At 72.2% G+C, this 25,346-nt stretch carries 24 protein-coding genes; 14 read left to right on the top strand and 10 right to left on the bottom strand.

The genetic code is table 11. The features are described 5' to 3' along the window. Positions 1–19: 19 nt before the first annotated feature. Positions 20–322 (bottom strand): DUF3817 domain-containing protein, encoded by a 303-nt coding sequence (locus tag GNZ18_RS10295; protein WP_312874416.1) that lies wholly within the window; start codon positions 320–322, stop codon positions 20–22. 125 nt (positions 323–447) lie between these two features. Between GNZ18_RS10295 and GNZ18_RS10290 the strand changes: the two genes are divergently transcribed. Beyond that, positions 448–1,164: a DUF4230 domain-containing protein gene (locus GNZ18_RS10290; RefSeq protein WP_246249561.1), complete on the top strand. Its 717-nt coding sequence runs from the start codon at positions 448–450 to the stop codon at positions 1,162–1,164. 10 nt (positions 1,165–1,174) lie between these two features. Here the strand turns inward: GNZ18_RS10290 and GNZ18_RS10285 are convergent, their stop codons facing one another. Next, complete coding sequence (locus GNZ18_RS10285) at positions 1,175–2,365, bottom strand: acetyl-CoA C-acetyltransferase (RefSeq protein ID WP_156216005.1); 1,191 nt, start codon at positions 2,363–2,365, stop codon at positions 1,175–1,177. A 126-nt stretch (positions 2,366–2,491) separates the two neighbouring features. Here GNZ18_RS10285 and mce point away from each other — a divergent pair, with 126 nt between their 5' ends. From mce to GNZ18_RS42025, 3 genes are all read left to right on the top strand, one after another. Beyond that, positions 2,492–2,914 carry a methylmalonyl-CoA epimerase gene (gene mce / locus GNZ18_RS10280; protein WP_156216004.1) on the top strand — a complete coding sequence of 141 codons (423 nt, stop codon included), beginning with the start codon at positions 2,492–2,494 and terminating at the stop codon, positions 2,912–2,914. Positions 2,915–3,295: 381 nt separating this feature from the next. Then, on the top strand, positions 3,296–4,612 hold the full coding sequence (locus tag GNZ18_RS10275; protein WP_156216003.1) for a DivIVA domain-containing protein: 1,317 nt from the start codon (positions 3,296–3,298) through the stop codon (positions 4,610–4,612). A gap of 188 nt (positions 4,613–4,800) precedes the next feature. Then, positions 4,801–6,285 (top strand): AI-2E family transporter, encoded by a 1,485-nt coding sequence (locus GNZ18_RS42025; protein WP_312874415.1) that lies wholly within the window; start codon positions 4,801–4,803, stop codon positions 6,283–6,285. Positions 6,286–6,289: 4 nt separating this feature from the next. On the opposite strand, the gene GNZ18_RS10265 is transcribed toward GNZ18_RS42025, so the two are convergent. Genes GNZ18_RS10265 through GNZ18_RS10255 form a run of 3 tightly spaced genes read right to left on the bottom strand, consistent with a single transcriptional unit; the run spans position 6,290 to position 8,978 of the window. Continuing rightward, positions 6,290–7,006 carry an alpha/beta hydrolase gene (locus GNZ18_RS10265; protein ID WP_156216001.1) on the bottom strand — a complete coding sequence of 239 codons (717 nt, stop codon included), beginning with the start codon at positions 7,004–7,006 and terminating at the stop codon, positions 6,290–6,292. A gap of 53 nt (positions 7,007–7,059) precedes the next feature. Further along, on the bottom strand, positions 7,060–7,371 hold the full coding sequence (locus tag GNZ18_RS10260; protein WP_156216000.1) for an Rv1322 family protein: 312 nt from the start codon (positions 7,369–7,371) through the stop codon (positions 7,060–7,062). Between the two features lie 44 nt (positions 7,372–7,415). Next, positions 7,416–8,978, bottom strand: a complete 1,563-nt coding sequence (locus GNZ18_RS10255) for a 3-hydroxyacyl-CoA dehydrogenase family protein (protein WP_156215999.1) — start codon at positions 8,976–8,978, stop codon at positions 7,416–7,418. 56 nt (positions 8,979–9,034) lie between these two features. Here GNZ18_RS10255 and GNZ18_RS10250 point away from each other — a divergent pair, with 56 nt between their 5' ends. Continuing rightward, a complete protein-coding gene (locus GNZ18_RS10250) occupies positions 9,035–10,021 on the top strand; it encodes an LLM class flavin-dependent oxidoreductase (protein ID WP_312874414.1) in 987 nt (328 codons plus the stop codon). A 14-nt stretch (positions 10,022–10,035) separates the two neighbouring features. On the opposite strand, the gene GNZ18_RS10245 is transcribed toward GNZ18_RS10250, so the two are convergent. After that, the gene (locus GNZ18_RS10245) at positions 10,036–10,251 is read right to left on the bottom strand and encodes a hypothetical protein (protein ID WP_156215997.1); all 216 of its coding nucleotides are present in this window, start codon (positions 10,249–10,251) and stop codon (positions 10,036–10,038) included. A 297-nt stretch (positions 10,252–10,548) separates the two neighbouring features. Between GNZ18_RS10245 and nucS the strand changes: the two genes are divergently transcribed. The 3 genes from nucS to GNZ18_RS10230 all read left to right on the top strand — a co-directional run bounded on the left by nucS (position 10,549) and on the right by GNZ18_RS10230 (position 12,628). Then, positions 10,549–11,229, top strand: a complete 681-nt coding sequence (gene nucS / locus GNZ18_RS10240) for an endonuclease NucS (protein ID WP_214617232.1) — start codon at positions 10,549–10,551, stop codon at positions 11,227–11,229. A gap of 113 nt (positions 11,230–11,342) precedes the next feature. Continuing rightward, on the top strand, positions 11,343–11,753 hold the full coding sequence (locus GNZ18_RS10235; RefSeq protein WP_156215995.1) for a DUF3224 domain-containing protein: 411 nt from the start codon (positions 11,343–11,345) through the stop codon (positions 11,751–11,753). 92 nt (positions 11,754–11,845) lie between these two features. Then, positions 11,846–12,628: a site-2 protease family protein gene (locus tag GNZ18_RS10230; protein ID WP_214617233.1), complete on the top strand. Its 783-nt coding sequence runs from the start codon at positions 11,846–11,848 to the stop codon at positions 12,626–12,628. Positions 12,629–12,920: 292 nt separating this feature from the next. Here GNZ18_RS10230 and GNZ18_RS10225 read toward each other — a convergent pair whose 3' ends face one another. Next, on the bottom strand, positions 12,921–13,574 hold the full coding sequence (locus GNZ18_RS10225) for a TetR family transcriptional regulator (protein WP_214617234.1): 654 nt from the start codon (positions 13,572–13,574) through the stop codon (positions 12,921–12,923). A 134-nt stretch (positions 13,575–13,708) separates the two neighbouring features. Here GNZ18_RS10225 and GNZ18_RS10220 point away from each other — a divergent pair, with 134 nt between their 5' ends. Continuing rightward, positions 13,709–14,530: an NAD(P)H-binding protein gene (locus tag GNZ18_RS10220; RefSeq protein ID WP_156215993.1), complete on the top strand. Its 822-nt coding sequence runs from the start codon at positions 13,709–13,711 to the stop codon at positions 14,528–14,530. An 11-nt stretch (positions 14,531–14,541) separates the two neighbouring features. On the opposite strand, the gene GNZ18_RS10215 is transcribed toward GNZ18_RS10220, so the two are convergent. Further along, entirely contained in the window at positions 14,542–15,078 is a 537-nt protein-coding gene (locus tag GNZ18_RS10215) for a PadR family transcriptional regulator (RefSeq protein WP_156215992.1), read from the bottom strand. A 90-nt stretch (positions 15,079–15,168) separates the two neighbouring features. On the opposite strand from GNZ18_RS10215, the gene GNZ18_RS10210 reads away from it, so the two are divergent. Both GNZ18_RS10210 and GNZ18_RS10205 read left to right on the top strand, forming a co-directional pair. Next, positions 15,169–15,750, top strand: coding sequence for a hypothetical protein (locus GNZ18_RS10210; RefSeq protein WP_156215991.1), 582 nt, complete (start codon positions 15,169–15,171; stop codon positions 15,748–15,750). Between the two features lie 89 nt (positions 15,751–15,839). Continuing rightward, positions 15,840–17,339 carry an aldehyde dehydrogenase family protein gene (locus GNZ18_RS10205; RefSeq protein ID WP_156215990.1) on the top strand — a complete coding sequence of 500 codons (1,500 nt, stop codon included), beginning with the start codon at positions 15,840–15,842 and terminating at the stop codon, positions 17,337–17,339. A 380-nt stretch (positions 17,340–17,719) separates the two neighbouring features. Here GNZ18_RS10205 and GNZ18_RS43615 read toward each other — a convergent pair whose 3' ends face one another. Next, positions 17,720–19,336 carry a GMC family oxidoreductase gene (locus GNZ18_RS43615; RefSeq protein ID WP_446678406.1) on the bottom strand — a complete coding sequence of 539 codons (1,617 nt, stop codon included), beginning with the start codon at positions 19,334–19,336 and terminating at the stop codon, positions 17,720–17,722. Between the two features lie 72 nt (positions 19,337–19,408). Here GNZ18_RS43615 and GNZ18_RS10195 point away from each other — a divergent pair, with 72 nt between their 5' ends. From GNZ18_RS10195 to GNZ18_RS10185, 3 genes are all read left to right on the top strand, one after another. Beyond that, complete coding sequence (locus GNZ18_RS10195; RefSeq protein ID WP_156215989.1) at positions 19,409–20,035, top strand: cob(I)yrinic acid a,c-diamide adenosyltransferase; 627 nt, start codon at positions 19,409–19,411, stop codon at positions 20,033–20,035. A 130-nt stretch (positions 20,036–20,165) separates the two neighbouring features. Then, positions 20,166–21,092 (top strand): DUF4097 family beta strand repeat-containing protein, encoded by a 927-nt coding sequence (locus GNZ18_RS10190; RefSeq protein ID WP_173390718.1) that lies wholly within the window; start codon positions 20,166–20,168, stop codon positions 21,090–21,092. Positions 21,093–21,340: 248 nt separating this feature from the next. After that, a complete protein-coding gene (locus tag GNZ18_RS10185; RefSeq protein ID WP_156215987.1) occupies positions 21,341–21,718 on the top strand; it encodes a hypothetical protein in 378 nt (125 codons plus the stop codon). Between the two features lie 61 nt (positions 21,719–21,779). Here the strand turns inward: GNZ18_RS10185 and dnaE are convergent, their stop codons facing one another. Then, positions 21,780–25,340: a DNA polymerase III subunit alpha gene (gene dnaE / locus GNZ18_RS10180; RefSeq protein ID WP_156215986.1), complete on the bottom strand. Its 3,561-nt coding sequence runs from the start codon at positions 25,338–25,340 to the stop codon at positions 21,780–21,782. Positions 25,341–25,346: the final 6 nt, after the last annotated feature.

Raw genomic sequence — 25,346 nt, 5'->3', positions numbered from 1 at the left:
CCTCAGAACCCGGCAGTCCTCACGCCCGCGCGGGCGCTTCGGCGGGCCTGGCCCAGAAGTGCTCCACGAGGAAGGGCGCCACGGGCAGCACGCCCGCCCCCAGCGCGAGGACGGTCCGCCCGGTGCTCCAGTGGAGGTTCTCGCGGACGAAGAACACCATGCCCACGTAGGCGAGGAACAGGACGCCGTGCAGGGGGCCCATGACCTGCACCCCCGCCGGAGCGTCCGCCATGTACTTGAGCGGCATGGCGATCAGCAGCAGCACGAGGAACGAGACCGCCTCGGCGATGGAGACGACACGGAAGGCACGAACGATGTCCACGGCCTGTCAACGCGCGGACGCCGGCTCCGGTTTCGGACGAGGCGTATGGCGCTTCTCACACCCGAATCGGCGGACCGAAACTCGGCTCGGGTGGATGGCGCATTCATCCGGGAATGTCACCTCACATGGCCGGTTCGGAATCGCGCAACGACGCCCCCCGCAAGCCCGCGCCCGCGACGAGGGCCGCCGCGAAGGCGGCGCCCTGGCACGCCCTCCGCGCGCCCCTCCTCCTGGTCGTGGCGACCATCGCGCTCGTCCTGGTGGCCCAGCAGACACTCCGGATGCTGCCCCACTGGCTGAACCCGTTCGCCGAGGAGACCAAGGACCGCAGCGGCCCCGCCCTGCTCCAGTCGATCCGCGACCTGCACCGCTACGAGGCGGCCAGCGGCAATTTCCAGGTCGTCGTGGACCTGGAGAAGGACGCGAAGTTCCTGCCCGGCGCGCTGCGCGGCAAGCGGACCCTGTTCGTGGGCAACGGCTCCGTCGACGCCTACGTGGACTTCTCCAGGCTGGCCTCGGGCGCGGTCAAGGTGGACCAGGACCGGACGTCCGCGACCATCAGCCTTCCCCCGGCGCAACTGGAACCGACGAACCTCGACACCAAGCGCAGCTACGTCTTCGCCACCGAACGCGGCCTGTTCAACCGCTTCGGCGACTTCTTCAGCGGCAACCCCAACGACCAGCGGCAGCTCTACGTCCTGGCGAGCCAGAAGATCCAGGCGGCGGCGACCGAGAGCAGCCTGCGCCACCGCGCGGACGCCAACACCAAGCTCATGCTGGAGAGCATGCTGCGCGCCGTCGGCTTCAAGACCGTGACGGTCCGGCAGACCGCCGCCCAGTGACGCCCGGCCGCTACTCGGCGGGGACGCGGAGCACCAGCGCGTCGCCCTGGCCGCCGCCCCCGCACAGGCCGGCCGCGCCGATCCCGCCGCCGCGCCGCCGCAGCTCGTAGGCCAGGTGCAGGGCGATCCGGGCGCCGGACATGCCGACCGGGTGGCCGAGCGCGATGGCGCCGCCGTTGACGTTGACCTTCTCCGGCCCGACGCCGAGGTCGCGCATCGACTGCACGCCGACCGCCGCGAACGCCTCGTTGATCTCGATGAGGTCGAGGTCGTCCACGCCGAGGCCCTCCTTGCCGAGGGCGTGCCTGATCGCGTTGGACGGCTGCGACTGGAGCGAGTTGTCGGGGCCGGCGACGTTGCCGTGCGCGCCGATCTCGGCGAGCCAGCCCAGCCCGAGCTCCTCGGCCTTGGCCTTGGACATCACCACGACGGCGGCGGCGCCGTCGGAGATCTGCGAGGACGAGCCCGCGGTGATCGTCCCCTCCTTGCTGAACGCGGGGCGCAGCCGCGCCAGCGACTCGGCGGTGGTGTCACCGCGCACGCCCTCGTCGGTCGCGAACAGGATCGGCTCGCCGCGCCGCTGCGGGACCTCGATCGGGGCGATCTCCTCGTCGAAGACGCCGTTCTTGATGGCCGCGGCGGCGCGCTGGTGGGAGCGGGCGGCGAACTCGTCCTGCTCCTCGCGGGTGATGCCGAGCCTGCCGTTGTGGCGCTCGGTCGACTCGCCCATCGCGATGCCGTCGAAGGAGTCGGTGAGCGCGTCGTGGGCCATGTGGTCGAGCATCTCGACCGAGCCGTACTTGTAGCCGCCGCGCGACTTCGGCAGCAGGTGCGGCGCCTGCGTCATCGACTCCATGCCGCCCGCGACGACGATGTCGAACTCGCCCGCCCTGATCAGCTGGTCGGCGAGCGCGATCGCGTCCAGCCCGGACAGGCACACCTTGTTGATCGTGATCGACGGGACGGTCATCGGGATGCCCGCCTTGACCGCCGCCTGCCGCGAGGGGATCTGCCCGGCGCCCGCCTGGAGCACCTGGCCGAGGATCACGTACTGCACCTGGTCGCCGGACACCCCGGCGCGCTCCAGCGCGGCCCTGATCGCATGCGCGCCGAGGTCGGCGGCGGAGAAGTCCTTCAGCGAGCCCAGCAGGCGTCCGACGGGGGTGCGCGCTCCGGCGACGATCACGGACGTGGCGGTCATGTGGGGGCCTCCAGAATGGTGCGCTGCGGCGACGTTTGCCACCATACCCAGCGGGAGGGAACGCCCTCCCTGTCGGCCTGTCCCCGCAGTCATTCGGGAGAACACTGTCATGAGGGAGAACCGCCAATGCTGACCCGCATCGACCACATCGGGATCGCGTGCTACGACCTCGACGTCACCGTCGAGTTCTACCGGCGGACCTACGGCTTCGAGGACGTGCACGTCGAGGTGAACGAGGAGCAGGGCGTCCGCGAGGCGATGCTCAAGATCAACGACACCGGGGACGGCGCGGCGAGCTACCTCCAGCTCATCCAGCCGATCCGGGACGACTCCCCCGTCGCCAAGTGGATGGCGAAGAACGGCGAGGGCGTCCACCACATCGCGTTCGGCACCGACAGGAGCGTCCAGAAGGAGGCCGACTACATCGCGGATGAGGGCGTGCGCGTCCTCTACGACACGCCGCGGAAGGGCTCGATGGGCTCCTTGATCAACTTTTTGCACCCCAAGGACTGCCACGGCGTCCTGACCGAGCTGGTCCAGAAGGGCTGACCCCCGCCGCGCCCGCGCCGCTATCACAAGATCTCCCGGGCACGGCGGCGCGGCGCGCGGCGCCGGGCGTCCGCGCGGAACCCTTGGATCGTGACGTGTTCGATATCACCCCTGCGAGCACACGGGTACGGACAGTCACTCTGTGACCGTTCAGCCACATCTGGTGCATTTTGGGGGCGTGTACCTGGGCCGCCGGGCCAGGAAAGGGCAACCCCCCAAAAGCGACAAAACACGCAGCGCGTCAAGATGAGCCCCCAACACGGCAGTGTCCGGAGTACGCTTCATTCGCCGGAAGAGGTCTGGGGCACAGCGCCCGTCATGCCAGGCGTTCAACCGGTCCCCGGAACTACCCGTAGCCCCGTCACATCAGGATTGAGCCACATGCAGTCCGACATCGACGCCCAGCTCAGCAACTTCTTTGAAGACACGCCCCCGCGCGAGTTCGACGTGGTGCTTCGCGGCTACGACCGGCACCAGGTCGACGAGCACATCAAACAGCTCGACAACGAGGTCCGGCAGACCCGTGAGCAGACGCAGGCCCTGCAACGGGAGCTGTCGGACGCCCACCGCCAGCTCCAGGAACAGGAGCGTCCCACCTACTCCGGCCTCGGCGCCCGCATCGAACAGCTGCTGCGGCTCGCCGAGGAGCAGGCCACCGAGCTCGTCCAGGCCGCCCGGTCGGAGGCCAACGAGATCAAGGCCGCGGCCAAGGTCGACGCCGCCGAGCAGCGCGCCACCGCCGAGAACGACGCCGCCGAACTGCGCGCCAACGCCCAGCGCGAGGGCGACGACATGCGCGGCGCCGCCGAGCGCGAGGCCGAGGAGGTGCGCACCTCCGCCCGCCGCGAGGCCGACGAGCTGACCTCCACGACCGAGCGCGAGGTCGCCAAGCTGCGCGCCACCGCCGACCACGAGGTCGCCGAGAAGCGCGCCGGCGCCGAGCGCGAGATCGCCAAGCTGCGCACCACGACCGAGCGCGAGGTCGCGCAGCTGCGCGCCTCCACCAAGCGCGAGCGCGACGAGATCCTCACGACCGCCAAGCGGCAGGCCGACGAGATGCGGGCCCAGGCCCAGCGCATCCTGGAGGAGAGCGAGGCGCAGCGGGCCCAGGCCGAGGCCGAGTTCGAGATCCAGCTCGCCGCGCGCCGCGAGGAGGCCGACCGGCAGGACGCCGAGCGCCACGCCAACGCCCAGGCCGCCACGCAGAAGCTCGTCGCCGAGGCCGAGCAGCGCGCCGCGTCCGCCGAGCAGCGCGCCGCGAAGGCCACCCAGCAGGCCGAGCAGACCCGGCGCGAGGCCGACTCGCACGCCAAGCAGCTCATGGCCAACGCCCGCAAGAACTCCGACAACGTCATCGCCGAGGCCAAGTCGCAGGCCGAGCAGCTGCTCGCCGAGACCAAGGCCGAGGCCGACCGCGTCCGCACCGCCGCGCAGCGCCAGGTCGACGAGCTGACCCGGCAGCGCGACAGCATCACCAGCCACCTCAACCAGCTCCGCCAGCTCATCGGCGGGGTGGCGCCCGCGATGGGCGGCGACCCCGAGCTGGCGGCGCCCCCGGAGAAGGCGGCGATTCCGGCCGCCGAGCCCAAGCCCGCCCCGGCCCAGCCCAAGCAGCCCGCCGCCGCCAAGGCCGGGCCCCCCAAGCAGGCCCAGGGCAAGAAGTCCGACGAGGACGACGAGGACTGGTGGCAGGAGTGACGGTCGGCGTGCCCACCGGCACCTGACCGGCGCGACCGGGTAAGCCGCGACCGGGTGACAGGCGTGATCGGAAAGCCTAGAGGCATGAACTGCCTCTAGGCTTTCCGTCATCTATCCCGTGCGCGGTGGCCTCCGGCCCAGGCCGCACGCCCGGCGGATGGCAGGACGGAAGAGGAAGAGAGATCGGCGTGCCCGACGAGACCCCCCACGAGGACCGCCCGGCGGCGGCCCCCGGCGAAGGCCGCCGCGCGGTCCCCGCACCGTCCCCGCCCGCCGACAGCACCTCCACCGACGAGGCGCCCAAGGACGACCCGCTCAAGGACGACCCGGCCAAGGACGACGTTCCCGAGGGCGAGCCCGCCAAGGGCGGCCCCGGCGGGGGCGAGAGCGCCGAGGACGGCCCGGAGCGTCTCGCCGAGGAGGCGAAGATGCCGAGCGGCGCCCTCGACCCGGAGAAGACCGACAAGCCGTTCGGCGAGCGGGATCCGGCGACCGGCGGGCCGGTGGAGCGGTCCCGCGACGAGGACGCCGTCAAGCCCGTCCCGCCCGAGCCGGGCGCGCCCGACCCGGCGCACGACATCGAGCAGCGGCGCCGCGAGGCGGGCGTCGACCACCGCTTCCCGTTCGGACGGCCCGGCGAGCCGCTCGGCCGCGCGCACCCGTTCGTGTTCGGCTTCACCGCCGCGCTCGGCGTGATCACCGCCTGGATGCTGGTGAAGGCCGCCACGAACGCCAAGTCCGTGATCGTGATGATCGTGGTCGCGATGTTCCTCGCGGTCGGGCTCAACCCGGCGGTGGAGCGGCTGCGGCGGATCGGGCTGCCGCGCGGCGTCGCGGTCGGCACGGTGTTCCTCGGCGTGCTGGCGTTCTTCGCGGGCTTCGTCGCCTCGCTCGTCCAGCCGGTGTCCGAGCAGGTCACCGAGCTGCGCAAGAACATCCCCGACTACGTCACGCAGCTCCAGAACAACGAGCGCCTCGCCGAGTGGGACAAGCGCTACGGGCTGCTCGACCGCGCGCAGAAGGCCGTCAACAGCAAGGGCTTCCAGGACGGGCTCACCGACACCGCCACCGGGATCGGCAAGGTCGCGATCAACGGCGTCTTCCAGACCGTGACGATCCTGATCCTCACCCTGTACTTCCTGAGCTCGCTGCCGCAGATCAAGACGTTCTTCTACCAGCTCGCGCCGCGCTCGCGGCGGGCGCGGGTCGCGCTGCTCGGGGACGAGATCCTCGACCGCATCGGCGGGTACGTCGCGGGCCAGTTCACGATCGCGTTCATCGCGGGCCTCACGTCCTACATCTTCCTTGAGATCATGAGCGTGAAGTACGCGCTCGCGCTCGCGCTGATCGTCGCGGTCACCGACCTGATCCCGCTGGTCGGCGCCACGGTCGGCGCGGTCGTGGTGTGCCTGGTCGCCTTCCTCACCGGGACGGTCACCGACGGCTCGATCTGCATCGCCTTCTACGTGATCTACCAGCAGGTGGAGAACTACGTCGTCTACCCGCGCGTGATGAAGCGCACGGTCGACGTGCAGCCCGCGGTGACGATCGTGGCGGCGCTCATCGGCGCCGCGCTGCTCGGCGTGGTCGGCGCGCTGCTGGCGATCCCGACCGCCGCCGCGATCTCACTGCTCATCCGCGAGGTGCTGATGCCCCGCCAGGAGACGCTGTAGGGCGTCAGGGGCCGTCCCAGGTGGTGGGCAGGGGATGGGCGGCCGGGGCGACCCGCCGGACGATCTCGTTCAGCACCGTCCGGACGTAGGGCTCCCCGACCCACAGGTGCTTGGCGTTGTCGACCGCGACGACCTCCGCCTGCGGGACGCGCTTGAACCGCTCGCGGGCCTCGTCCGGACGCAGGTAGTCGTCGAACTCGGGCACGAGCGCGACCACCGGGCGCCCGTCGGCGCCCCACGCGTCCAGGTCGGCGTCGGTGGCGCGGTGCAGCGGTGGGGACAGCAGGATCGCGCCCTCGACCAGCGGGTCGCGTCCCCACTTCAGGGCCAGCTCGGTGCCGAACGACCAGCCGAGCAGCCAGGGGCGGGGCAGGTCGTGGTACTCGGTGTACTCCAGCGCCGCCGCGACGTCGTGCCGCTCGGTCTCGCCCTCGCCGAACTCGCCCTGGCTGGTGCCGCGCGCCGACGTCGTGCCCCGCGTGTTGAACCGCAGGACGGCGAGGTCGGCGAGCGCGGGCAGCCGGTAGGACGCCTTGCGCAGGACGTGGCTGTCCATCATGCCCTCGGCGGTGGGCAGCGGATGCAGGCAGACCAGCGTCGCGACCGGCGGCCGCTCGGGCGGCAGCGCCAGCTCGCCGACGAGCTCCAGCCCGTCGGCGGTGTGCAGGGTGATGTCCTCGCGCCGCGCCGGAAGCACGCTCGACGCCCTGATGTCCCCCATCGTTCTCCTCTTCCCGGACGCCCCGCTCGGGGACGGCCCAGTGCGGTCTGCGGTCAGTAACGTGGCGCGTCCCGCGACCGCCGGACGCGCGGCGAGCGGCGCCCCCGCGCCTCCCAGCAGGGCCGGTGCCAGTGCCGCCGGTCGTCGGCGCCGCCGCGCCCGTCGGCGGGCCACGCCACGACGTGCGCGACGCCCGGCGGGATCTCCTGGTCGCAGCCGGGGCACCGGTACGGCTTGGTCGCGTTCGCCCCCGCGATCATCCGGACGACCCAGGAGCCGTCCGGCCCGTCCTCGGTCTCCTCGGCCCAGCCGCCGGCCCGCGGGCGGGGGCCCGAGACGGCGCGGCGGTTCTTGCGGGGGCTCATGATTGTCAGGATAGGGGCCGCGTCGGCGAACGGAACGGGCGCGGTCAGCGGAGCGGGCGGCGGGCGACGCGGTGCTCCTCCAGCAGCGGCGCCGGGGCGAACGCGGGGTCGCGGGTCTCCTCATGCAGCGCGCGCAGGACGGTGACCGCCCGGTCGAGCCCGAGCCGGTCGAGGTCGGCGACCGGCCCGGACGGGTAGCCGCAGCCGAGCGTCATCGCGGCGTCGATCGCGTCGGCGTCCGCGTATCCGGCGCCGAGCATCGTGGCGGCGTCGTTCAGGTAGGGGAAGCGGAGGGCGTCCACGATGAACCCGGCGCGGTCGCGGCAGCGGACGGTGGCCAGCCCGAGGCCCCGCGCGAGGCCCTCGGCCCGGTCGGCGACGCCGGGCCCGGTCGCGACCGTGACGGCGATCTCCGCGAGCGCGCCGTCCGCCTCGGGCAGGTGCAGGCCGACGACGTCGCCCGGACGTCCCGTCGCCATGGCGCGCTCGATCACCGGTCCCGAGGCGGTGGCCAGCACGGCGCCGTTCCCCGCGGCCTCGGCGGCGGCGGCGAGCAGCGCCCGCCCGGTCTCGGCGTCCTGCGCGCACTCGACGATCAGGTCGCAGTCGCCGAGGCCGGCCTCGGCGGTCCTGACCTGGGCTCCCGCGCCGTCGCAGCGGGCGGCGAAGGCGTCCGCGAGCGGGCCGGTGCCGAGCACCCCGACCGTGGGCGGCGCGGCGGCGGCCTCCTCCTCGGCGGCCCGCTCCTGCCCGTCGTGGACATAGAAGCCGCGCCCGCTCTTGCGGCCGAGCAGCCCGGCGGCCACCAGCTCGCGCAGCACCGGCGCGGGCGCGTGGCGGCGGTCGCGGGACTCGGCGTAGACGGCCTCCAGCACCTGGAGGCAGGTGTCGAGGCCGATCAGGTCCATGAGCGTGAACGGGCCCATCGGCAGGCCCGCGCCGTCCTTCATCGCGGCGTCGATGTCGTCGCGGGTCGCGTGCCCGGACTCCAGCATGTGCGCGGCCTGGTTCAGGTAGCCGAACAGCAGCCGGTTCGCGACGAACCCGGCGCGGTCGCCGATCGTCACCGGCGTCTTGCCGAGGTCCCGGGCGAGCGCGGCGACGCGCTCCACCGCCTCGGGCTCGGTGAGCACGGTGCCGATGACCTCGACCAGCCTCATGACCGGCGCCGGGTTGAAGAAGTGCACCCCGACGACCTTCGCGGGCCGCCCGGTCGCGACCGCGATCTCGGTGACCGACAGCGAGGAGGTGTTGGAGGCGAGGACGGCGTCGGCGCGGCACACCCGGTCCAGCTCGGCGAACACGCGGTGCTTCAGGTCGAGCCGCTCCGGGACGGCCTCGACGACCAGGTCGCAGTCGCCGAGGTCGGCGAAGTCGACCGAGAGCGCGACGCGGTCGAGGATCTCGCGCCGCGCGTCCTCCGACAGCCTGCCGCGCTTGACCGCGCGCCCGGTCGAGCGCTCCAGGTGGCCGCGCCCGCGCTCCAGCGCGTCCGGGTCCGCCTCGACGCCGACGACCGGCAGCCCGCCGCGCGCCAGCACCTCGGCGATGCCCGCGCCCATCGTGCCCAGCCCGACGACCCCGACCCTGCTGAACGTCCCAGTCATGAACGGCAGTCTCGCAGAGCGCGCGCGCCCCGCCCATGCCGGGTACGAGAGGAGATGTGCGCTTCGGAATCTTCCTCCTCACCGCCCGGTTCCCCCACCAGGACGACGCCGCCGCCCTCGCCCGCACCGTCGAGGCGGCCGTCGCCGCCGAGCACGCCGGGTTCGACGACGTGTGGCTCGCCGAGCACCACTTCATGTCCTACGGCGTCGTGCCGTCGGCGACCGTCCTCGCCGGGCACCTGCTGGCGCTGACCCGCCGCGTCCACGTCGGGACGGCCGTCAGCGTCCTGTCCAACCAGCACCCGGTGGCGCTCGCCGAGCAGGCGGCGATGCTCGCGCTGCTGTCGGGCGGCCGGTTCCGGCTCGGCGTCGGACGCGGCGGCCCCTGGCGCGACCTGGAGGTCTTCGGCACCGGTCTGCCCCGGTACGAGACCGGTTTCGCCGAATCCCTCGATCTGCTCCTGGCCTGGTCGCGCTCGGACCGCGTCGCCTGGCGCGGCGAGCACTTCCGGTTCCGCGAGGTGCCGGTCGTGCCGCGCGCCGCGGTTCCGCCGCCGGTCGTCGTGGCGTGCACGTCCGCCGCGTCCGAGCGGATCGCGGCCGAGCGCGGCCTCCCGATGCTGCTCGGCATGCACGTCGGCGACGAGGAGAAGGCCGCCGCCGTCGCCCGCCACGGCCTGCCGGACGCCCCGCACGTCTCGACCCACCTGGCGCAGGTCGCCGACACCCGCGAGGAGGCCGTCGCGACCCTGCTCGCCGAGATGCCCCGCTGGCTCGGCCCTGGGCTGGACGGCTACGTCCCCGTCGACGACCGCCCCCGCCCGCCCCGCGACCCCGTCGCCTACACCCGCCGCATGTGCGACCTGCATCCGGTCGGCTCACCGGACGACTGCGTCGAATCCCTCGTCACGACCGCCGAACGCACCGGCGTCCGGCACCTGCTGCTGCTCGTCGAGGCGGCCGGCTCCCACCGCGCCACGCTGGACAACATCGCCCGCCTGGGCGCCGAAGTGCTCCCCAAGGTCCGGACCTCCCTCTCCTGATCGATGCCCTGCCGTCAGCGCGCCTGGACGGTTCCCCGGCTCTCGACGCACCGTCCCTGGGCGGCGCTGCGGGGTCCCCGCGCGGCCACCCGCCGCCGGGCCGGACGCGTCGCGAGGACCAGCGCGCGCTCCTCCCAGAACGCGCGGGCCCGGCGGACGATCCCGGCCCTGCGCGCCACGGCCGCCTCCGCCTGAAGGTCGCGCACCCGCTCCCGCGCGACCGAACTCATGATGTCGTGGTGGAACACGGCCTTACCCCTCCGTCTTCGGGCCGCTGGTTCCGGCCCGGTACCTAGAGACTCGCCCTAAGGGGGGTGTCCGCACATGAGGACGACGCCCTAGATTGGCCGCCTCATCCGTACTTACGCAGGTCACAGCGGGAGCATGGGTACCTAGGACGTGTTTCGCGGCGACCTCGATCAGCACCCGAAGGCACGGTCAAGGGGGCGAGCCGCCAGGTGATCGCCCCGGGCCGGGACTTGGCAACAGGGCGCGGGCGGTCGGCGGCGTCACTAAGGTGGGGCAGCGTGCGTCTCGTAATCGCCCGGTGCAGCGTCGACTACGCCGGCAAGCTCACCGCCCACCTCCCGATGGCCCCCAGGCTCATCCTGATCAAGGCGGACGGAAGCGTGAGCATCCACGCCGACGACCGCGCCTACAAGCCCCTCAACTGGATGAACCCGCCGTGCTCGCTGCGCGAGGAGCCGTTCGAGGAGAACGGCGCCGTCGCCCGCTGGACGGTCACGCACGGCAAGTCGGGCGAACGACTCATCCTCACCATCGAGGAGGTCCTGCACGACACCAGCCACGAACTCGGCCTGGACCCGGGGCTCCAGAAGGACGGCGTGGAGGCGCACCTCCAGGAACTGCTCGCCGAGCACATCACCACGCTCGGGGACGGCTGGTCCCTGATCCGCCGCGAGTTCCCGACCGCGATCGGCCCCGTCGACATCCTGTGCCGGGACGCGGGCAACGCCACCGTCGCCGTCGAGATCAAGCGGCGCGGCGAGATCGACGGCGTGGAGCAGCTCACCCGCTACCTCGAACTGCTGAACCGCGACCCGCATCTCGCGCCCGTCCGCGGGATCTTCGCCGCGCAGGAGATCAGACCGCAGGCCCGCGTCCTCGCGGTCGACCGCGGCATCCACTGCGTGACCCTCGACTACGACGCCCTCCGCGGCATCGAGCACGAGGGGACGCTCTTTTAGAACCTCGGCCCCAGGGGGCTCGCCTCCGCCGCTCAGGTAACGCGCTCACGTGCGGGCTGAGGTGGCCTTACGCGGTGGCGCGGGCTGTCGTAGGCGTCCGGCATCATTGCGGCATGACTCTTCATCACGCCGGCGGCACTTTCGAGATCTCCTCGTGGGACGGCGAGAAGCCCTACGACGAGCAGGGCGGCAACAAGCTGGCCCGCGCGCACATCGGCAAGACCTTCCACGGCGACCTGGTCGGCACGAGCACGACGGAGATGATCGGCGTGGAGTCGGCCGCCGGGCCCGTCGCCTACGTCGCGATCGAGCACGTCCAGGGGATCCTGCACGGGCGGGAGGGGACGTTCGTCCTCCAGCACAGCGCGGGCAGCGAGGACGGCACGTCCGACACCCAGTGGCTGCGCTGGCAGATCGTCCCGACGACCGGCACCGGCGAGCTGGCCGGCCTGCGCGGATCCGGAACGATCACGATCGGCGAGGACGGCGGGCACTCCTGGTCCCTGGAGTACACGGTCGGCTGACCGGCCCCCGGAGGACTGACGCGGGCCCTACGGGACAGGCGGTAGCGTCAAGGGGCCGATCGGACGGGGCGAGAGGGGCCGGGAGAATGAGGATGACGAAGGGGGCGACGTCCGGGAGGTCGGCGATCCAGCCGAGCCCGGTGTTCCTCGCGATCGCGGGGGCGACCGTCCTGTTCGGGCTGATCGCCTGGCGGTACGGGGAGAACCCCGACAAGCCCGCCCGGATCGCCCTGTTCGGGTTCGTGCTGTCGGCGTGGGTGCTGTCGCTGTCGGTGCACGAGTTCGGGCACGCCTACATGGCCTACCGGTCGGGCGACCGCAGCGTCGCCGCCAAGGGCTACCTCACGCTGAACCCGCTCAAGTACTCCGACGTGCTCCTCAGCTTCGTGATCCCGGTGGTGTTCATCCTGCTCGGCGGGATCGGCCTGCCGGGCGGCGCCGTCTGGATCGAGCGGCACTCGATCCGGGGCAGGCTGCGGCACAGCCTGATCTCCGCGGCGGGCCCGCTGTCCAACGCGATCTTCGCGGTGATGCTGGCGGTGCTCTACAAGAACTTCGCCCACCAGGACCACGGCGTCTTCTGGCTGGGCATCGCGTTCCTGACCTTCCTCCAGGTCACCGCCGCGATCTTGAACCTGCTGCCGATCCCGGGGCTGGACGGCTTCGGGATCATCGAGCCCTACCTGCCGCGCCGCTGGGCCGACCAGGCCGCGGCCTACGGCGGCTACGCCTTCCTGATCCTGATCGCGATCCTGTGGATCAGGCCGATCAACAACGCGTTCTTCGACGGCGTCTACAACATCACCGACGCGCTCGGCGTGGGCGAGTTCGCGGTCGCCCTCGGGCACTCCCTGTTCACCTTCTGGAACAGCTAGGGCGTGTTCCAAAGCCACGGCCCACGGCAGTGTTCACCACGCCACCGCCCACGGCAGTGTTCACCACGCCACCGCCCACGGCAGCGTTCACCACGCCACCGCCCACGGCAGCGTTCACCACGCCACCGCCCACGGCACTCGCCTGGCGGCTCGTGCCTTGACCGTGCCTTGGCGGGCGCGGCATCGCTTCGCGATCTTCCCGGTGAGGGCTCGCCCCCACCGGTCAGCCAGCGCGCCCGCGTGACCGCTGAGGCCACTCGAAAACGCCTTAGCACGCCCCACGGAAGCGCGGTCAGGAAGCGGGCGGGGCCTGTGTCTCCTGGGGTGGTGCCGCCAGGTGGCGGATGATGCGGCGGAGTTGTTCGGCGTAGTGGTCCTGGAACTCCGGTGAGGTGGCGCTCACGCCGAAGACGCGGCGGACGGCCAGGGGCATCACCACGGGGGCCGCGACCGCGCTCATCATCAGCAGCATGACGGCGGCCGGGTCGAGGTCGTCGGCGATCTGGCCCTCGGCCTTGCGGCGCTCCATGTCGGAGAGGTCCTCGGCGAACTCCTCCGGGGCCTCGTCGGCGACCTGGTCGGCGTCCTCGGTGAGTCCGCGCCAGACGTTCAGCCGCGAGCCGCGCGGGTCGTCGAGGGCGTGCCGCAGGTAGCGGACCATCAGGTCCTCCAGCGGGACGGACGGGTCGTTGAACTCGGCCTCGCGCTCCAGCCAGCGGCGGCCGATCGCGAGGTACAGGCCCTCCTTGCCGCCGAAGTAGTAGTTGATCAGCTGTTTGTTCACGCCGGCGCGGTCGGCGATGTCCTGGACGCGGGCGCCCGCGAAGCCCTTGGCGGAGAACTCGTCCAGCGCCGCGTCGAGCAGCAGCCGCCGCGAGCGCTCGGCGTCGAGCTTGCGTTCGGTCGGCTCGGGCGCGCGGCGGCGCCGTCTCGTCGTTTCGGACACGGCCTCATCGTAACCGGCTGCCCGACCGATTCAACCATCCGGGTGGTTGACAACGTCATCTGTTTGGTTGAATCTGGACACGCCCCTGCACGGGGTACACCCCGTACCGAAAATGATCGAGAGAACCGGAAACGATGATCCTTGTAACCGGAGCCACCGGAAACGTCGGCCGCCACCTGGTGGGCGAGCTGCTGTGCGCGGGCGCCCGGGTCCGGGCGCTGACCCGCGATCCCGCGACCGCGCACCTGCCCGCCGACGCCGAGGTGGCCCGTACCGACGAGATGCCCCTGGACGGCGTCACGTCCTTCTTCCTCAACCCGACCGTGTTCTGGAACGGGCTCGGCGACGTGCTCGCCCGCGTCAAGGACGCCGGGGTCCGGCGGATCGTGATGCTGTCCTCGTCCGCCGCCGCCGACGCCGACTCCGACAACGAGCTGGCCGCCAAGCACCTGCGGATGGAGGAGGCGGTCGAGGAGACCGGCCTGGAGTGGACGTTCCTGCGCCCCGGCGTGTTCGCGTCGAACTCGCTGGGCTGGCGCAAGGAGATCCTCGCCGGCGAGCCGGTGCGGGAGCCGTTCGCGGCGGGACTCAGCACGCCGATCCACGAGCGCGACATCGCCGCCGTCGCCGCGCGGGCCCTGCTGACCGACGACCTGGTCGGCGCCAAGCCCGTGCTGACCGGGCCGGAGGGCATCACCGCGCCCGAGATGGTCCGGCTCATCGGCGAGGCCGCCGGGCGTCCCGCGCGCTTCGAGGAGATCAGCCCCGAGGAGGCGCGGGAGAAGATGCTCAAGATGCCCTACATGCGCGAGGGCATCGTGGACGTCCTGCTCCAGCTCCGCAAGGACGCCGAGCACCGCCCGGTCGAGATCTCACCCGAGGTCGAGCGGATCACCGGCCGCCCCGGGCGGACGTTCGCCGAGTGGGCCGCCGACCACGCCGACGACTTCCGCTGATCCCTCGGACGTCATCGCGCCGACGTGGGTGGGTCCTCCAGCTCCCGGAGGGCCCACTCCATCCATTCCCGGCGCATCGCCATGAAGCGCTTGCCGTACTCCATGACCAGGCGGCCGTATCTCGACAGGTCGTCCTCGCCCCAGCTCACCGCCTCCTCGACCGCCTCGATGCCCGCCTGCCGCTCCGCCAGCTCCGCCGCGCGGCCCCGCAGGTACTCCTCGCGCTGCTCGGGCGTCACGAGCCCGAGGAAGAACACCCGCAGCAGCACCTCGTCGCGCCGGACGGCCTTGGGCGCGGTCTCGGTCAGCCAGCGCCGCAGCTCCTCCCGGCCGGCCGCGGTGACCCCGTAGGCCTTGCGGCCGCGCGGGCCCTCCTCGACGACCTCGATGAAGCCGTCGGCGGTGAGTTTGGCCAGCTCACCGTAGAGCTGGCTCTGCGTCGCGCCCCAGACGTTGGCCAGCGAGACCTCGAACATCCGCATCAGGTCGTAGCCGCTGGAGCCGTCCATCTCGGCCAGAAGGCCCAGCACCGCGTGTCTCAGGCTCATGGGCCGACCCTACACTCCAATCTTGACATGTCGATAGTGGAATGTCTAAGTTCGACATGTCGAAGTTGGAATGCCCGAGAGGCCACCGTCATGGCGAAGTACTACGTCCGCACCTTCCTCCCCTGGATCCTGCTCGCCGTCGTGAGCGGGGTGGACGACCTGGCCGGCGCGCTGACCGGGCTCGTCGCGGCGGCCGTCCTGCTCGGCGACGACCTGCGGCGGGGGCACCGCGCCGACGCGCTGTTCCTGGAGATCTCCACCTGCGCGTTCATGGCGCTGCTGACCGCGCTCGCGTTCACCGTCCCGGGGTCTCCGGCGCTGGACTACGGCGCGTCGCTCGCGATCGGCTGGCTGGCGCTCACCGCGTGGGCCACGCTCGCCGCCGGGCGCCCCTTCACCGAGGGCGTCGCCCGCCGCCAGGTGAGCGAGGCGGTCGCGCGAACCGGCCTCTTCCGGTCGATCAACCGCGTGCTGACCGCGGTGTGGGCGGCGAGCTTCACCGTGCTGGCCGTGGCCCTCGGCTGCGTCCAGCACTGGGCGCCGCACGACACCGCCCTGCTCGTCGCCTGCAAGATCGCCGGTTTCGCGGTGCCCGCCGTCGTCACCGCCCGCTACCCCGACAGCGCCAGGAGGCGCGCCTCCAGGGCCGTGCCCGGGAGCGTCCCGCGCTGACGCCCCCGGCTCCGCGGCGCCCGGGGCGTCGCAGCGCCCGTAGAGTGCTTGTCAAGCAGTCCCTATGAGGCCCCTCACGGGAGGTTCCCATGTCCGTGGCCACGGAGAACGCCGGGACGTTCGCGTCCCTGAACCCGGCCACCGGCGAGGTCGTCGCCGAGCACCCCGTCCACGATGAGGCGGCCGTGGCCGGGGCGGTCGGGCGGGCCCGCGAGGCGGCCGCCTGGTGGAGCGCCCTCGGCTGGAAGGAGCGCCGGCTCCGGCTGCTGAACGCCAAGGGCGCGCTCACCCGGCACCTCAGCCGGATGGCCGAGCTGATCCACCAGGAGACCGGCAAGCCGCTGCAGGACGCCCAGCTTGAGACGATCATGGCGATCACCCATCTGGACTGGGCCGCCCGCAACGCCGAGAAGGTGCTCGGACCCCGCAACGTCTTCCCGGGCCTGCTGTCGATCAACCAGCGCTGCGTCGTGGAGTACCAGCCGCTCGGCGTCGTCGGCGTCATCGGCCCCTGGAACTACCCGGTCTTCACGCCGATGGGGGCGATCGGCTACGCGCTCGCGGCCGGGAACACCGTGGTGTTCAAGCCGTCGGAGTTCACCCCGGGCGTCGGCGAACTGCTCGCGTCCCTCTTCGCGGGGGTCGTGCCCGAGCAGCCCGTCCTCCAGGTGGTCACCGGCCACGGCGCGACGGGCGCGGCGCTCGCCTCCTCCCCCGGCGTCGACAAGATCGCCTTCACCGGCTCCGCGCGGACCGCCAGGCGCGTCATGGCCGCCTGCGCCGCGAACCTCACCCCGATCGTCGCCGAGTGCGGCGGCAAGGACGCCTGCCTCGTGGACGCCGACGCCGACCTCGACGCCGCCGCCGACGCCGCGCTGTGGGGCGCGATGGCGAACGCGGGCCAGACCTGCATCGGGGTCGAGCGGATCTACGTCGTGGACGAGGTGTACGACAAATTCCTCGGCCTGCTCACCGACAAGGCGCGCGACCTGCGTCCCGGGTTCGACCGGGAGGCCGCCTACGGGCCGATCACGATGCCGGGTCAGCTCGACGTCATCGAGCGGCACATCAGGGACGCGCTCGACAAGGGCGGCAAGGCCGTCGTCGGGGGCGTCGAGTCCGTCCGCAAGCCGTATGTGGAGCCGGTCGTGCTCACGGGGGTGCCGGACGACTCGTCCGCCGTGACCGAGGAGACGTTCGGGCCGACGATCACCGTCCACCGCGTCAAGGACCTGGACGAGGGGATCGAGCGCGCCAACCGCGGCGCCTACGGCCTCGCCGGGACGGTCTTCTCCGGCGACCGGACGCGCGCGCTGGAGGCCGCCAGGCGGCTGCGCTCGGGCATGACCTCGATCAACTCCTTCGCCGCGTTCGCGAACATCGCGGCGCTGCCGTTCGGCGGGGTCGGCGAGTCGGGTTTCGGCCGCGTGCACGGCGCCGACGGGCTGCGCGAGTTCAGCCGCGCCAAGGCGATCACCCGGCAGCGGTTCGGCTCGACGACGCTGACCTCCTTCGCCAGGACGGAGAAGGAGATGGCCCGCGTCCTCGGCCTGATCACCATGCTCCACGGCCGCCGCTACAAGCGCTGACCGCCCCCTCCTAAGGCGCCGGGCCGCCGTCTAGGACGTCCGGCCCGCGGCCCCCGCGCCTAAGGCGTCTCTGAGGCCGGGAGATAAGGCTTAGTCCCGATGTAGGGAGGGGCGCCTTAGGGCGAACCTTGTACTTGTCGGGCCGAGGGGGCCCGGCGGGAACAAGGAGAAGAACATGATCCGCCCGGAGATCTCCAGGGACCTGGTCAACGACCGAGTGGCCGCGCTGCGCGCCGAGGCCAAGCACGCCCGCCGCGTCCGGCTGGCGAAGGCCCTCAAGCGGTGACGCCGCCGCACTGTCCGATCCACTTCACGCCCCCGTCGAGAGACGGGGGCGTTCCTCATTTCACGGCCTCTTCTCACGCCCCCATCTCACGGCCTCATTGCGCGGCCGGGGCGCCGACCGGCGCGGCGGCGTTCGCGGGCACCAGCGGCGCGTTCCCGCGGATCAGATCGGCGGCGCGCTCGGCGATGGCGATCGTCGGCGCGTTGGTGTTCCCGCGCGGGACCGACGGCATGACCGAGGCGTCCACCACCCGTAGCCCCTCGACGCCCCGCACGCGCAGCTCGGCGTCGCAGACGGCGTCGCCGGAGCCCATCGCGCAGGTGCTGGTCGGGTGGAACAGCGTCACGCAGCCGCGGCGGACGAACTCGGCGAGCGCGGCGTCGTCGTCCGCCTGCTCACCGGGCGCCCACTCGCCGCCGACCAGCGACGCGAGCGGGCCGGTGGCGGCGATCTCCCGGGTCTGCCGGATCCCGGCGATCAGAATCTCCAGGTCGGCCGGGTCGGAGAGGTAGGCGGGGTCGATCAACGGCTTGGCGTGCGGGCTCGCGGAGCGCAGGGTCAGCGCCCCACGGCTGGCGACCGCGACCGCCCCCACGAGGATCGACAGCAGCCGCTGCGACGACTCGACCAGGCCCTGGTCGATGAACGGCGTCGGCAGCACGTGGTACTGGAGGTCGGGCGCGGGCAGGCCCTCGCTCGTCCGGGCGAACCCGCCCGACTCCGCGACGTTGGACGCGTACGGGCCGCGCGCGAGCGACTGGTACAGCGCGAGGGTGCGGGCGTTGGCCAGCTCCCAGAGCGGCTTGGTGCGGGGCGTGGCGAACATGACGTTCACACAGGGGTGGTCCTGGAGCCCCTGGCCGACCGGGGCGTCCACGACCACGTCGATGCCGTGCGAGCGCAGGTGGTCGGCGGGCCCGACGCCCGAGAGCATGAGCAGCTGCGGGCTGTTCACCGCGCCGCCCGACAGGATGACCTCGGCGTTCGCGCGGGCCTCGGCGGTCTCGCCGCGGACCTCGTAGCGGACGCCGGTCGCCCGGCCGCCCTCGATCAGGACGCGGGTCGCGAGCGCGTCGGTCACCACGGTCAGGTTCGGGCGGTTCTCGATCGGGTGCAGGTACCCGGCGGCGGCCGACCACCGCCTGCCGCGCTTGTGGGTGACCTGGTAGAAGCCGACGCCGTCCTGCTCGGCGCCGTTGAAGTCGGCGTTGGCGGGCAGGCCGGCCTCGTTCGCCGAGCGCACCCACGCCTGCGTGAGCGGGTGCTTGTAGCGCAGGTCCTCGACGCGCAGGGGGCCGCCGACGCCGTGGTAGGGGATCGCGCCGCGCTGCTGGTCCTCGGAGCGGACGAAGTAGGGCAGCAGGTCCTCATAGCCCCAGCCGTCGCAGCCGTAGGAGTCGCGCCAGGTGTCGTAGTCGTGCCGGGCCCCGCGAATGTAGATCATCGCGTTGGTGGACGAGCTGCCGCCGAGCGTCCGCCCCCGGGGCCAGTAGACGCTGCGTCCGGAGGCGTGCGCCTGCGGGACGGTGGCGAAGTCCCAGTCGTAGGGGCCCTTGATCATCGTGGCCACGGCCAGCGGGATCTGGATCTCGGGCGCGCCGTCGGGAGGCCCCGCCTCCAGCAGCAGGACCCGCAGCGACGGATCCTCGGTCAGCCGGGCGGCGAGGACGCAGCCCGCGCTGCCGGCTCCCACGATGACGTAGTCGTACACGGCGACCTCCGGGGGGTTCGTGCTGAACACTACCGAACGACCTTTCGGGCGAGGCCGGGTTAGGGTGCGGCCATGGCGAAGAACAGGGAGACCCCCGTCGTCCTCTCACAGATCTACACCCGGACCGGCGACGACGGCACCACCGCGCTGGGCGACGCGTCCCGGACCCCGAAGACCGACCCGCGCCTGTCGGCCTACGCCGACGTCGAGGAGGCCAACGCCGCGATCGGCGTCGCCCTCGCCCTGGGCTCGCTGCCCGAACCGCTGGTGGCGCTGCTGACCCGCGTCCAGAACGACCTCTTCGACGTGGGCGCCGACCTGTGCGCGCCGGTCGTGCCCGACCCGCGGTACCCGCCGCTGCGGGTGGACCCGTCCTACATCGAGCGGCTCGAAGCCGACTGCGACGAGCACAACGCCGACCTCGACCCGCTGCGCAGCTTCATCCTCCCCGGCGGGACGCCGGGAGCCGCGCTCCTGCACGTCGCCCGCACCGTGACGCGGCGCGCCGAGCGGTCGGCCTGGGCGGCGATCGAGGCGCACGGCGCGGCCGCCGACGGCGACCCCGACGCGGCCGAGGGCGGTGTCAACCCGCTGACCGCCCGCTACCTCAACCGGCTCTCCGACCTGCTGTTCATCCTGTGCCGGGTCGCGAACGCCGGGCGGGGCGACATCCTGTGGAAGCCCGGCGGGGAACGCTGACCCGGGGCGTCCCTCAGGGCGGGGGTGGGGCTAACCCCACCCCCGACAAGCCGGTCTTCCTCCTGGTGGGGCGCCTACGACCGGAGGATCCTTGTCGTCGTACGGGGGAGCAGACGACAGGAGAGGCGACGTGAGGACCCTGAGCGGTGTGGCTGTGCTGGCCGTCCTGGCGGCCACGGTGACCGGATGCGGGCTGGACTTCGGTCAGCACGGTGAGACCCGCGCCTACGACGGGCCCGCCGGCGTCGACCGGCTCAAGGTGCGGTCCGGCGACGGGAAGGTGGAGATCGTCGCCTCCGACGCGCCCGGGATCAAGGTGCGGGAGAAGCTGCACTGGTCCAACAAGAACAACAAGCCGCAGGCGCGGCACGTCACCGAGGGCGGCACGTTCTCGCTGTCGTCCCGATGCGCCCGGCAGGTGATCGGCATGAACGCCTGCCGGATCTCCTACCGGATCGAGGTCCCGCGCTCGATCGCCGTCGACGTCGAGAACAGCGACGGCAAGATCGTCGTCTCCGGCCTGGCGGGCGCGGTGCGGCTGAGGTCCGGCACCGGCGGCATCACCGCGAGCGACCTGCGCGCCACCTCGCTGTCCCTGGACGCCCGCGACTCCGCCGTCCGGGTCTCGGGCCGGGCCACGACCGCCGACCTGCGCACCGGCACCGGGGCGATCATCGCGACCGGCCTCACCGCCGACCGGCTCAGCGCCCGCTCGAACGACGGCCGCATCCAGCTCTCCGGACGCGCCACGCTCGCGGAACTGCGCACCGGCACCGGACGCATCGACGCCGCCTCGCTGACCGCCGACCGCGTGGTCGCCCGCACCAACGACGGCTCGATCACGCTCGGCCTGCTGACTCCCCCGAGCGCCCTCCAGGCCACCACGAACACCGGCGACGTCCACGTCCGGGTGCCCCGGGGCCCCGCCTACGCGATCGACGTCAAGACCGGCACCGGCTCCAAGAAGATCGACCCGAACCTGCACCACGACTCCACGGCCAAGCGCCACATCAAGGTCTCGACCGGCGACGGCGACGCCGTCGTCTCCCCGGCCTGATCCTCCCGGGGCTCACGGCGTTCTCGCTTGTTCTGCCGGGCCTGCACGAGGGTAACGGCGGGTGTCGTCGCCTCGGGCGCGGGCTGTGCGCGGTGCGGAACGTGACAATTCCCGGGCGCCGATTGATAAGCGTCACCGATCGGCAATTTAGGCGAATACCACTGAACCCGATTGATCGGGGGCCCCGTACTCCTGGGCATAGAAGGTCGCACTGCGATCTCCACCTTTCCCAGAGATCGGGAGAAGAAATGTCCGCACGCACTTTCCCCGCCCGCCGTACCGTCACCGCCGCCGCGCTCGTCGGCGCCGCCGGACTCATCGGGCTCGGCATGGCCTCGACGGCCGACGCCGCCGCGCCCGCCAAGGTCACCGTCAAGGTCACGCAGAAGGGCAACTACACCGCCGCGATCTGCGTCGGCGACATCCTTGAGGCCCGGTGCACCGACAACGTCGGCAAGGGCCAGACCAAGACGTTCACGGTGGCCCCGCCGAAGGGCACCGCGGTCAGCGTCAGCGTGATCGTCAAGGGTGGCGGCTCGGCGGACAAGTCGGTGGTGAGCAACAACAAGCAGCTCAAGTTCGAGACCGCCGGCAGCAAGGCCAAGCCGGTCGTGAAGCAGGTCTGATCCGTTCTCCGGGCCCCGCGACCGGGTGGCGGTTGCGGGGCCCGGCGGTCGGTTCGCGTTTTCATTTGGATTCGCTGTGAAATGCGCTCTGGCCCAAGAGGGATTTCACGTCTCCATAGAATGCGGGGCCGGGGGCGATCCTGAATCGCGGCAGATCGAACAGGACGTCTCCGGCTCCGCGTGGGCGGCGCATGCGCAGGTGCACAGGGGTGTCGCCGAGGTGCGCCGTGAGTAGCCGGCCCAGGTCGCGGACGAGCGCCGGCGTCACCTTGGCCTCGGCCACCGAGATCACCACGGGCGGGGCGTCCCCGGCGCCGTGCGCGTCCAGGTCCAGGACCGTCACGTCGTCGACGTGGACGCTCAGCGTCTCGTCGCGGACGTTGACGCGTCCTCGGATGGACACGACCCGGTCCTCGGCCAGCAGGCCGCCGAACAGCTGGTGGCTCTTGGGGAAGACCAGGCATTCCACGGACGCGTCGTGGTCTTCGAGGGTCGCGATCGCCCAGGTGTCGCCGCGCTTGGTGACCTTGCGCTGGAGCGCCGCGATGATGCCGCTCACCCTCACCGGGCCGTCGGTGCGGCCGGAGGCGAGCAGGTCGGCCAGCGCGGTGTCGCGGTGCGCCTTCAGGATCCGTTCGGCGCCGTCGAGCGGGTGGCCCGAGACGTACAGGCCGAGCATCTCCCGTTCGTGGGTGAGCAGGGTGGCGCGGTCCCATTCGCCGTCCGGGACGGTGATCCCGATCCCCTCCGTGGCCTCGGCCGATCCGCCGAACAGCGCGTCCTGGCCGTGCGCCTCGTGCCGCTTGACGTCGATGGCCGCGTCCACCGCCTGTTCGTGGACGGCGACGATCCCCCGCCGGTGGTGGCCCAGCCCGTCGAACGCGCCCGCCTTCGCCAGTGACTCGATCACGCGCTTGTTGCACACGGCCGCCGGGACCCGGTCGAGGAAGTCGGCGAAGCCGGTGAACGCGCCGCCCCGCTTCCGGACGCCGACGACCGCCTCGACGACCCCGGCGCCGACGTTGCGGACGGCGCCCAGCCCGAACCGGATGTCGTCGCCGACGGCGGTGAAGTCCAGGGCGCTCTGGTTGACGTCCGGCGGCAGCACCCGGATGCCGAGGCGGCGGCAGTCCGACAGGTAGACCGCCATCTTGTCCTTGTCGTCGCCGACCGACGTCAGCAGCGCGGCCAGGTACTCGGCGGGATGGTTGGCCTTCAGGTAGGCCGTCCAGTAGGAGACCAGGCCGTACCCGGCGGTGTGCGACTTGTTGAACCCGTAGCCGCTGAACGGCACGAGGACGTCCCACACCGCGCGGATCGCCTCGTCGGAGTGGCCCCGCTCGCTCATCCCGGCGCGGAACCGGTCCCATTCGGCGTCCAGGACCTCCTTCTTCTTCTTGCCCATCGCGCGGCGCAGCAGGTCGGCGGCGCCCAGCGAGTATCCGGCGAGCCGCTGCGCGATCGCCATGACCTGCTCCTGGAAGACGACGAGGTGGTAGGTGTCGCCGAGGATCGGTTCGAGCGCCTCGCCCAGCTCGGGGTGGATGGGCTCGACCTTCTGCCGCCCGGTCTTGCGCAGCGCGTAGTTGGTGTGGGCGTTCATCTCCATCGGGCCCGGCCGGTACAGCGCGGACACGGCGGCGATGTCGGTGAACTCGGTCGGCCGCATCAGCTTCAGCAGCGTCCGCATGCCGCCGCCGTCGAGCTGGAACACCCCGAGCGTGTCGCCGCGCGCGAGCAGCGCGTAGGTCGTGGGGTCGTCCAGCGGGACGTCGAGGATGTCGATCTCCACGCCCTTGTTGGCCTTCACACCCGCGACGGCGTCGTTGATGACCGTGAGGTTGCGCAGGCCGAGGAAGTCCATCTTCAGCAGGCCCATGTCCTCGGCCTGGGTGAACGGGAAGCCGGTGACCACCGGGCCGTCGGCCTTCGGGCGGGCCAGCGGCAGCACGTCGATCAGCGGGTCGGAGGAGAGGATCACGCCCGCCGCGTGCACGCCGGTGCCGCGGGTCAGCCCCTCGACGCCGAGCGCGGTATCGATCACACGCTTGACGTCGGGCTCCTCCGCGTACATCCGGCGCAGCTCGGTCGCCTCGGCGTAGCGCGGGTGCGCCGGGTCGTGGACGGCGGCGAGCGGGATCTCCTGGCCGCCCGCCGCCGCCGGGAACGCCTTGGTGATCCGGTCGCCGAGCGCGTAGGGGTAGCCGAGCACGCGGCCCGCGTCCTTGACGGCGGCCTTCGCCTTGATCGTGCTGAACGTGACGATCTGGCAGACGCGGTCGCCGCCGTAGCGGCGGGTCACGTACTCGATCATCTCGTCCCGGCGGCGGTCGTCGAAGTCCAGGTCGATGTCGGGCATCGTGACGCGCTCGGGGTTGAGGAACCGTTCGAAGATCAGCTTGTGCTCGATCGGGTCCAGCTCGGTGATGCCGGTGCAGTAGGCGACCATGGAGCCGGTCGCGGAGCCGCGTCCCGGGCCGAGCCCGATCCCCTCCGCGCGGGCGTGCCGGCAGATGTCGGCGACGACCAGGAAGTAGCCGGGGAAGCCCATCCCCTCGATGACCGACAGCTCGTAGTCGATGCGCTCCAGCACCTCCCGCGGCGGATCGCCCCGGTAGCGGCGGCGCGCGCCGCGCAGCGTCTCGGCGCGCAGCCAGGACGCCTCGGTCTCCCCGTCCGGGACGGGGAACTTCGGCATGAGGTCGCGGTGGGCGAACACCGGCGCGTAGTCCCCGGCGCGCTCGGCGATCAGCAGCGTGTTGTCGCAGGCGCCGGGGACCTGCGCGTCCCACATCCCGCGCATCTCCCGCGCCGTCTTCAGGTGGTAGCCGCTGCCGCCGAAGCGGAACCTGTCGGTGTCGGCGAGCTGTTTGCCGGTGCCGATGCACAGCAGCGCGTCGTGCGCCTCCGCGCGGTCCTGCGTGACGTAGTGGGAGTCGTTGGTCGCGAGCGGCGGCAGACCGAGGTCGCGGCCGACGCGCAGCAGGTCGTCGCGGACGCGGCGCTCGATCGGCAGCCCGTGGTCCATCAGCTCCAGGAAGTAGTTCCCGGCGCCGAACAGGTCGCGGTAGCGGGACGCGGCGGCGACGGCCGCGTCGTACTGGCCGAGCCGCAGCCGGGTCTGGACCTCCCCCGACGGGCAGCCCGTCGTCGCGATGATCCCCCGCGCGTGCTCGGCGAGCAGCTCGTCGTCCATGCGCGGGTACTTCTGCGCGCGGCCCTCCAGCCACGCCCGCGACTGGAGCCGGAACAGGTTCCGCAGCCCCTCGGCGGACTCGGCCCACATCGTCATGTGCGTGTAGAGGCCGCGCCCGGAGACGTCGCCGCCCGCGCCGGTCGTCTCGTCGGACCGGCGCAGCGCCGGGTCCTCGCTCCAGAACACCGGCTCGCGGTGCCGCCGGGACGCGGGCGCCACATACGCCTCGATGCCGATGACGGGCTTGACGCCCCGGGCCACGGCCGTGCGATGGAACTCGTGCGCGCCGTACACGTTGCCGTGGTCGCTCATCGCGACGGCGGGCATACCGAGCCGCGCGACCTCGTCCATGAGCGGGCCCACCTTGGCGGCGCCGTCCAGCATCGAGTACTCGGTATGGACGTGCAGGTGCACGAAGGATTCCATCCGTCA

Source organism: Actinomadura litoris (assembly GCF_009733595.1).
GTDB classification, from domain to species: domain Bacteria; phylum Actinomycetota; class Actinomycetes; order Streptosporangiales; family Streptosporangiaceae; genus Spirillospora; species Spirillospora litoris.
Note: the sequence above shows the minus strand (reverse complement) of the source record. Positions and strands in the feature narration are given on the sequence as shown.

Coding starts and splice junctions, on each gene's coding strand:
- GNZ18_RS10255 (WP_156215999.1), bottom strand. CDS start 8,978: ATGACTGGGACGTTCAGCAGGGTCGGGGTCGTCGGGCTGGGCACGATG.
- GNZ18_RS10220 (WP_156215993.1), top strand. CDS start 13,709: ATGATCCTTGTAACCGGAGCCACCGGAAACGTCGGCCGCCACCTGGTG.
- GNZ18_RS10230 (WP_214617233.1), top strand. CDS start 11,846: ATGACGAAGGGGGCGACGTCCGGGAGGTCGGCGATCCAGCCGAGCCCG.
- GNZ18_RS10205 (WP_156215990.1), top strand. CDS start 15,840: ATGTCCGTGGCCACGGAGAACGCCGGGACGTTCGCGTCCCTGAACCCG.
- GNZ18_RS10265 (WP_156216001.1), bottom strand. CDS start 7,006: ATGGGGGACATCAGGGCGTCGAGCGTGCTTCCGGCGCGGCGCGAGGAC.
- GNZ18_RS10285 (WP_156216005.1), bottom strand. CDS start 2,365: ATGACCGCCACGTCCGTGATCGTCGCCGGAGCGCGCACCCCCGTCGGA.
- GNZ18_RS10290 (WP_246249561.1), top strand. CDS start 448: ATGGCCGGTTCGGAATCGCGCAACGACGCCCCCCGCAAGCCCGCGCCC.
- GNZ18_RS10245 (WP_156215997.1), bottom strand. CDS start 10,251: ATGAGTTCGGTCGCGCGGGAGCGGGTGCGCGACCTTCAGGCGGAGGCG.
- GNZ18_RS10235 (WP_156215995.1), top strand. CDS start 11,343: ATGACTCTTCATCACGCCGGCGGCACTTTCGAGATCTCCTCGTGGGAC.
- GNZ18_RS10260 (WP_156216000.1), bottom strand. CDS start 7,371: ATGAGCCCCCGCAAGAACCGCCGCGCCGTCTCGGGCCCCCGCCCGCGG.
- GNZ18_RS10215 (WP_156215992.1), bottom strand. CDS start 15,078: ATGAGCCTGAGACACGCGGTGCTGGGCCTTCTGGCCGAGATGGACGGC.
- dnaE (WP_156215986.1), bottom strand. CDS start 25,340: ATGGAATCCTTCGTGCACCTGCACGTCCATACCGAGTACTCGATGCTG.
- GNZ18_RS10185 (WP_156215987.1), top strand. CDS start 21,341: ATGTCCGCACGCACTTTCCCCGCCCGCCGTACCGTCACCGCCGCCGCG.
- GNZ18_RS10210 (WP_156215991.1), top strand. CDS start 15,169: ATGGCGAAGTACTACGTCCGCACCTTCCTCCCCTGGATCCTGCTCGCC.
- mce (WP_156216004.1), top strand. CDS start 2,492: ATGCTGACCCGCATCGACCACATCGGGATCGCGTGCTACGACCTCGAC.
- GNZ18_RS10275 (WP_156216003.1), top strand. CDS start 3,296: ATGCAGTCCGACATCGACGCCCAGCTCAGCAACTTCTTTGAAGACACG.
- GNZ18_RS10195 (WP_156215989.1), top strand. CDS start 19,409: ATGGCGAAGAACAGGGAGACCCCCGTCGTCCTCTCACAGATCTACACC.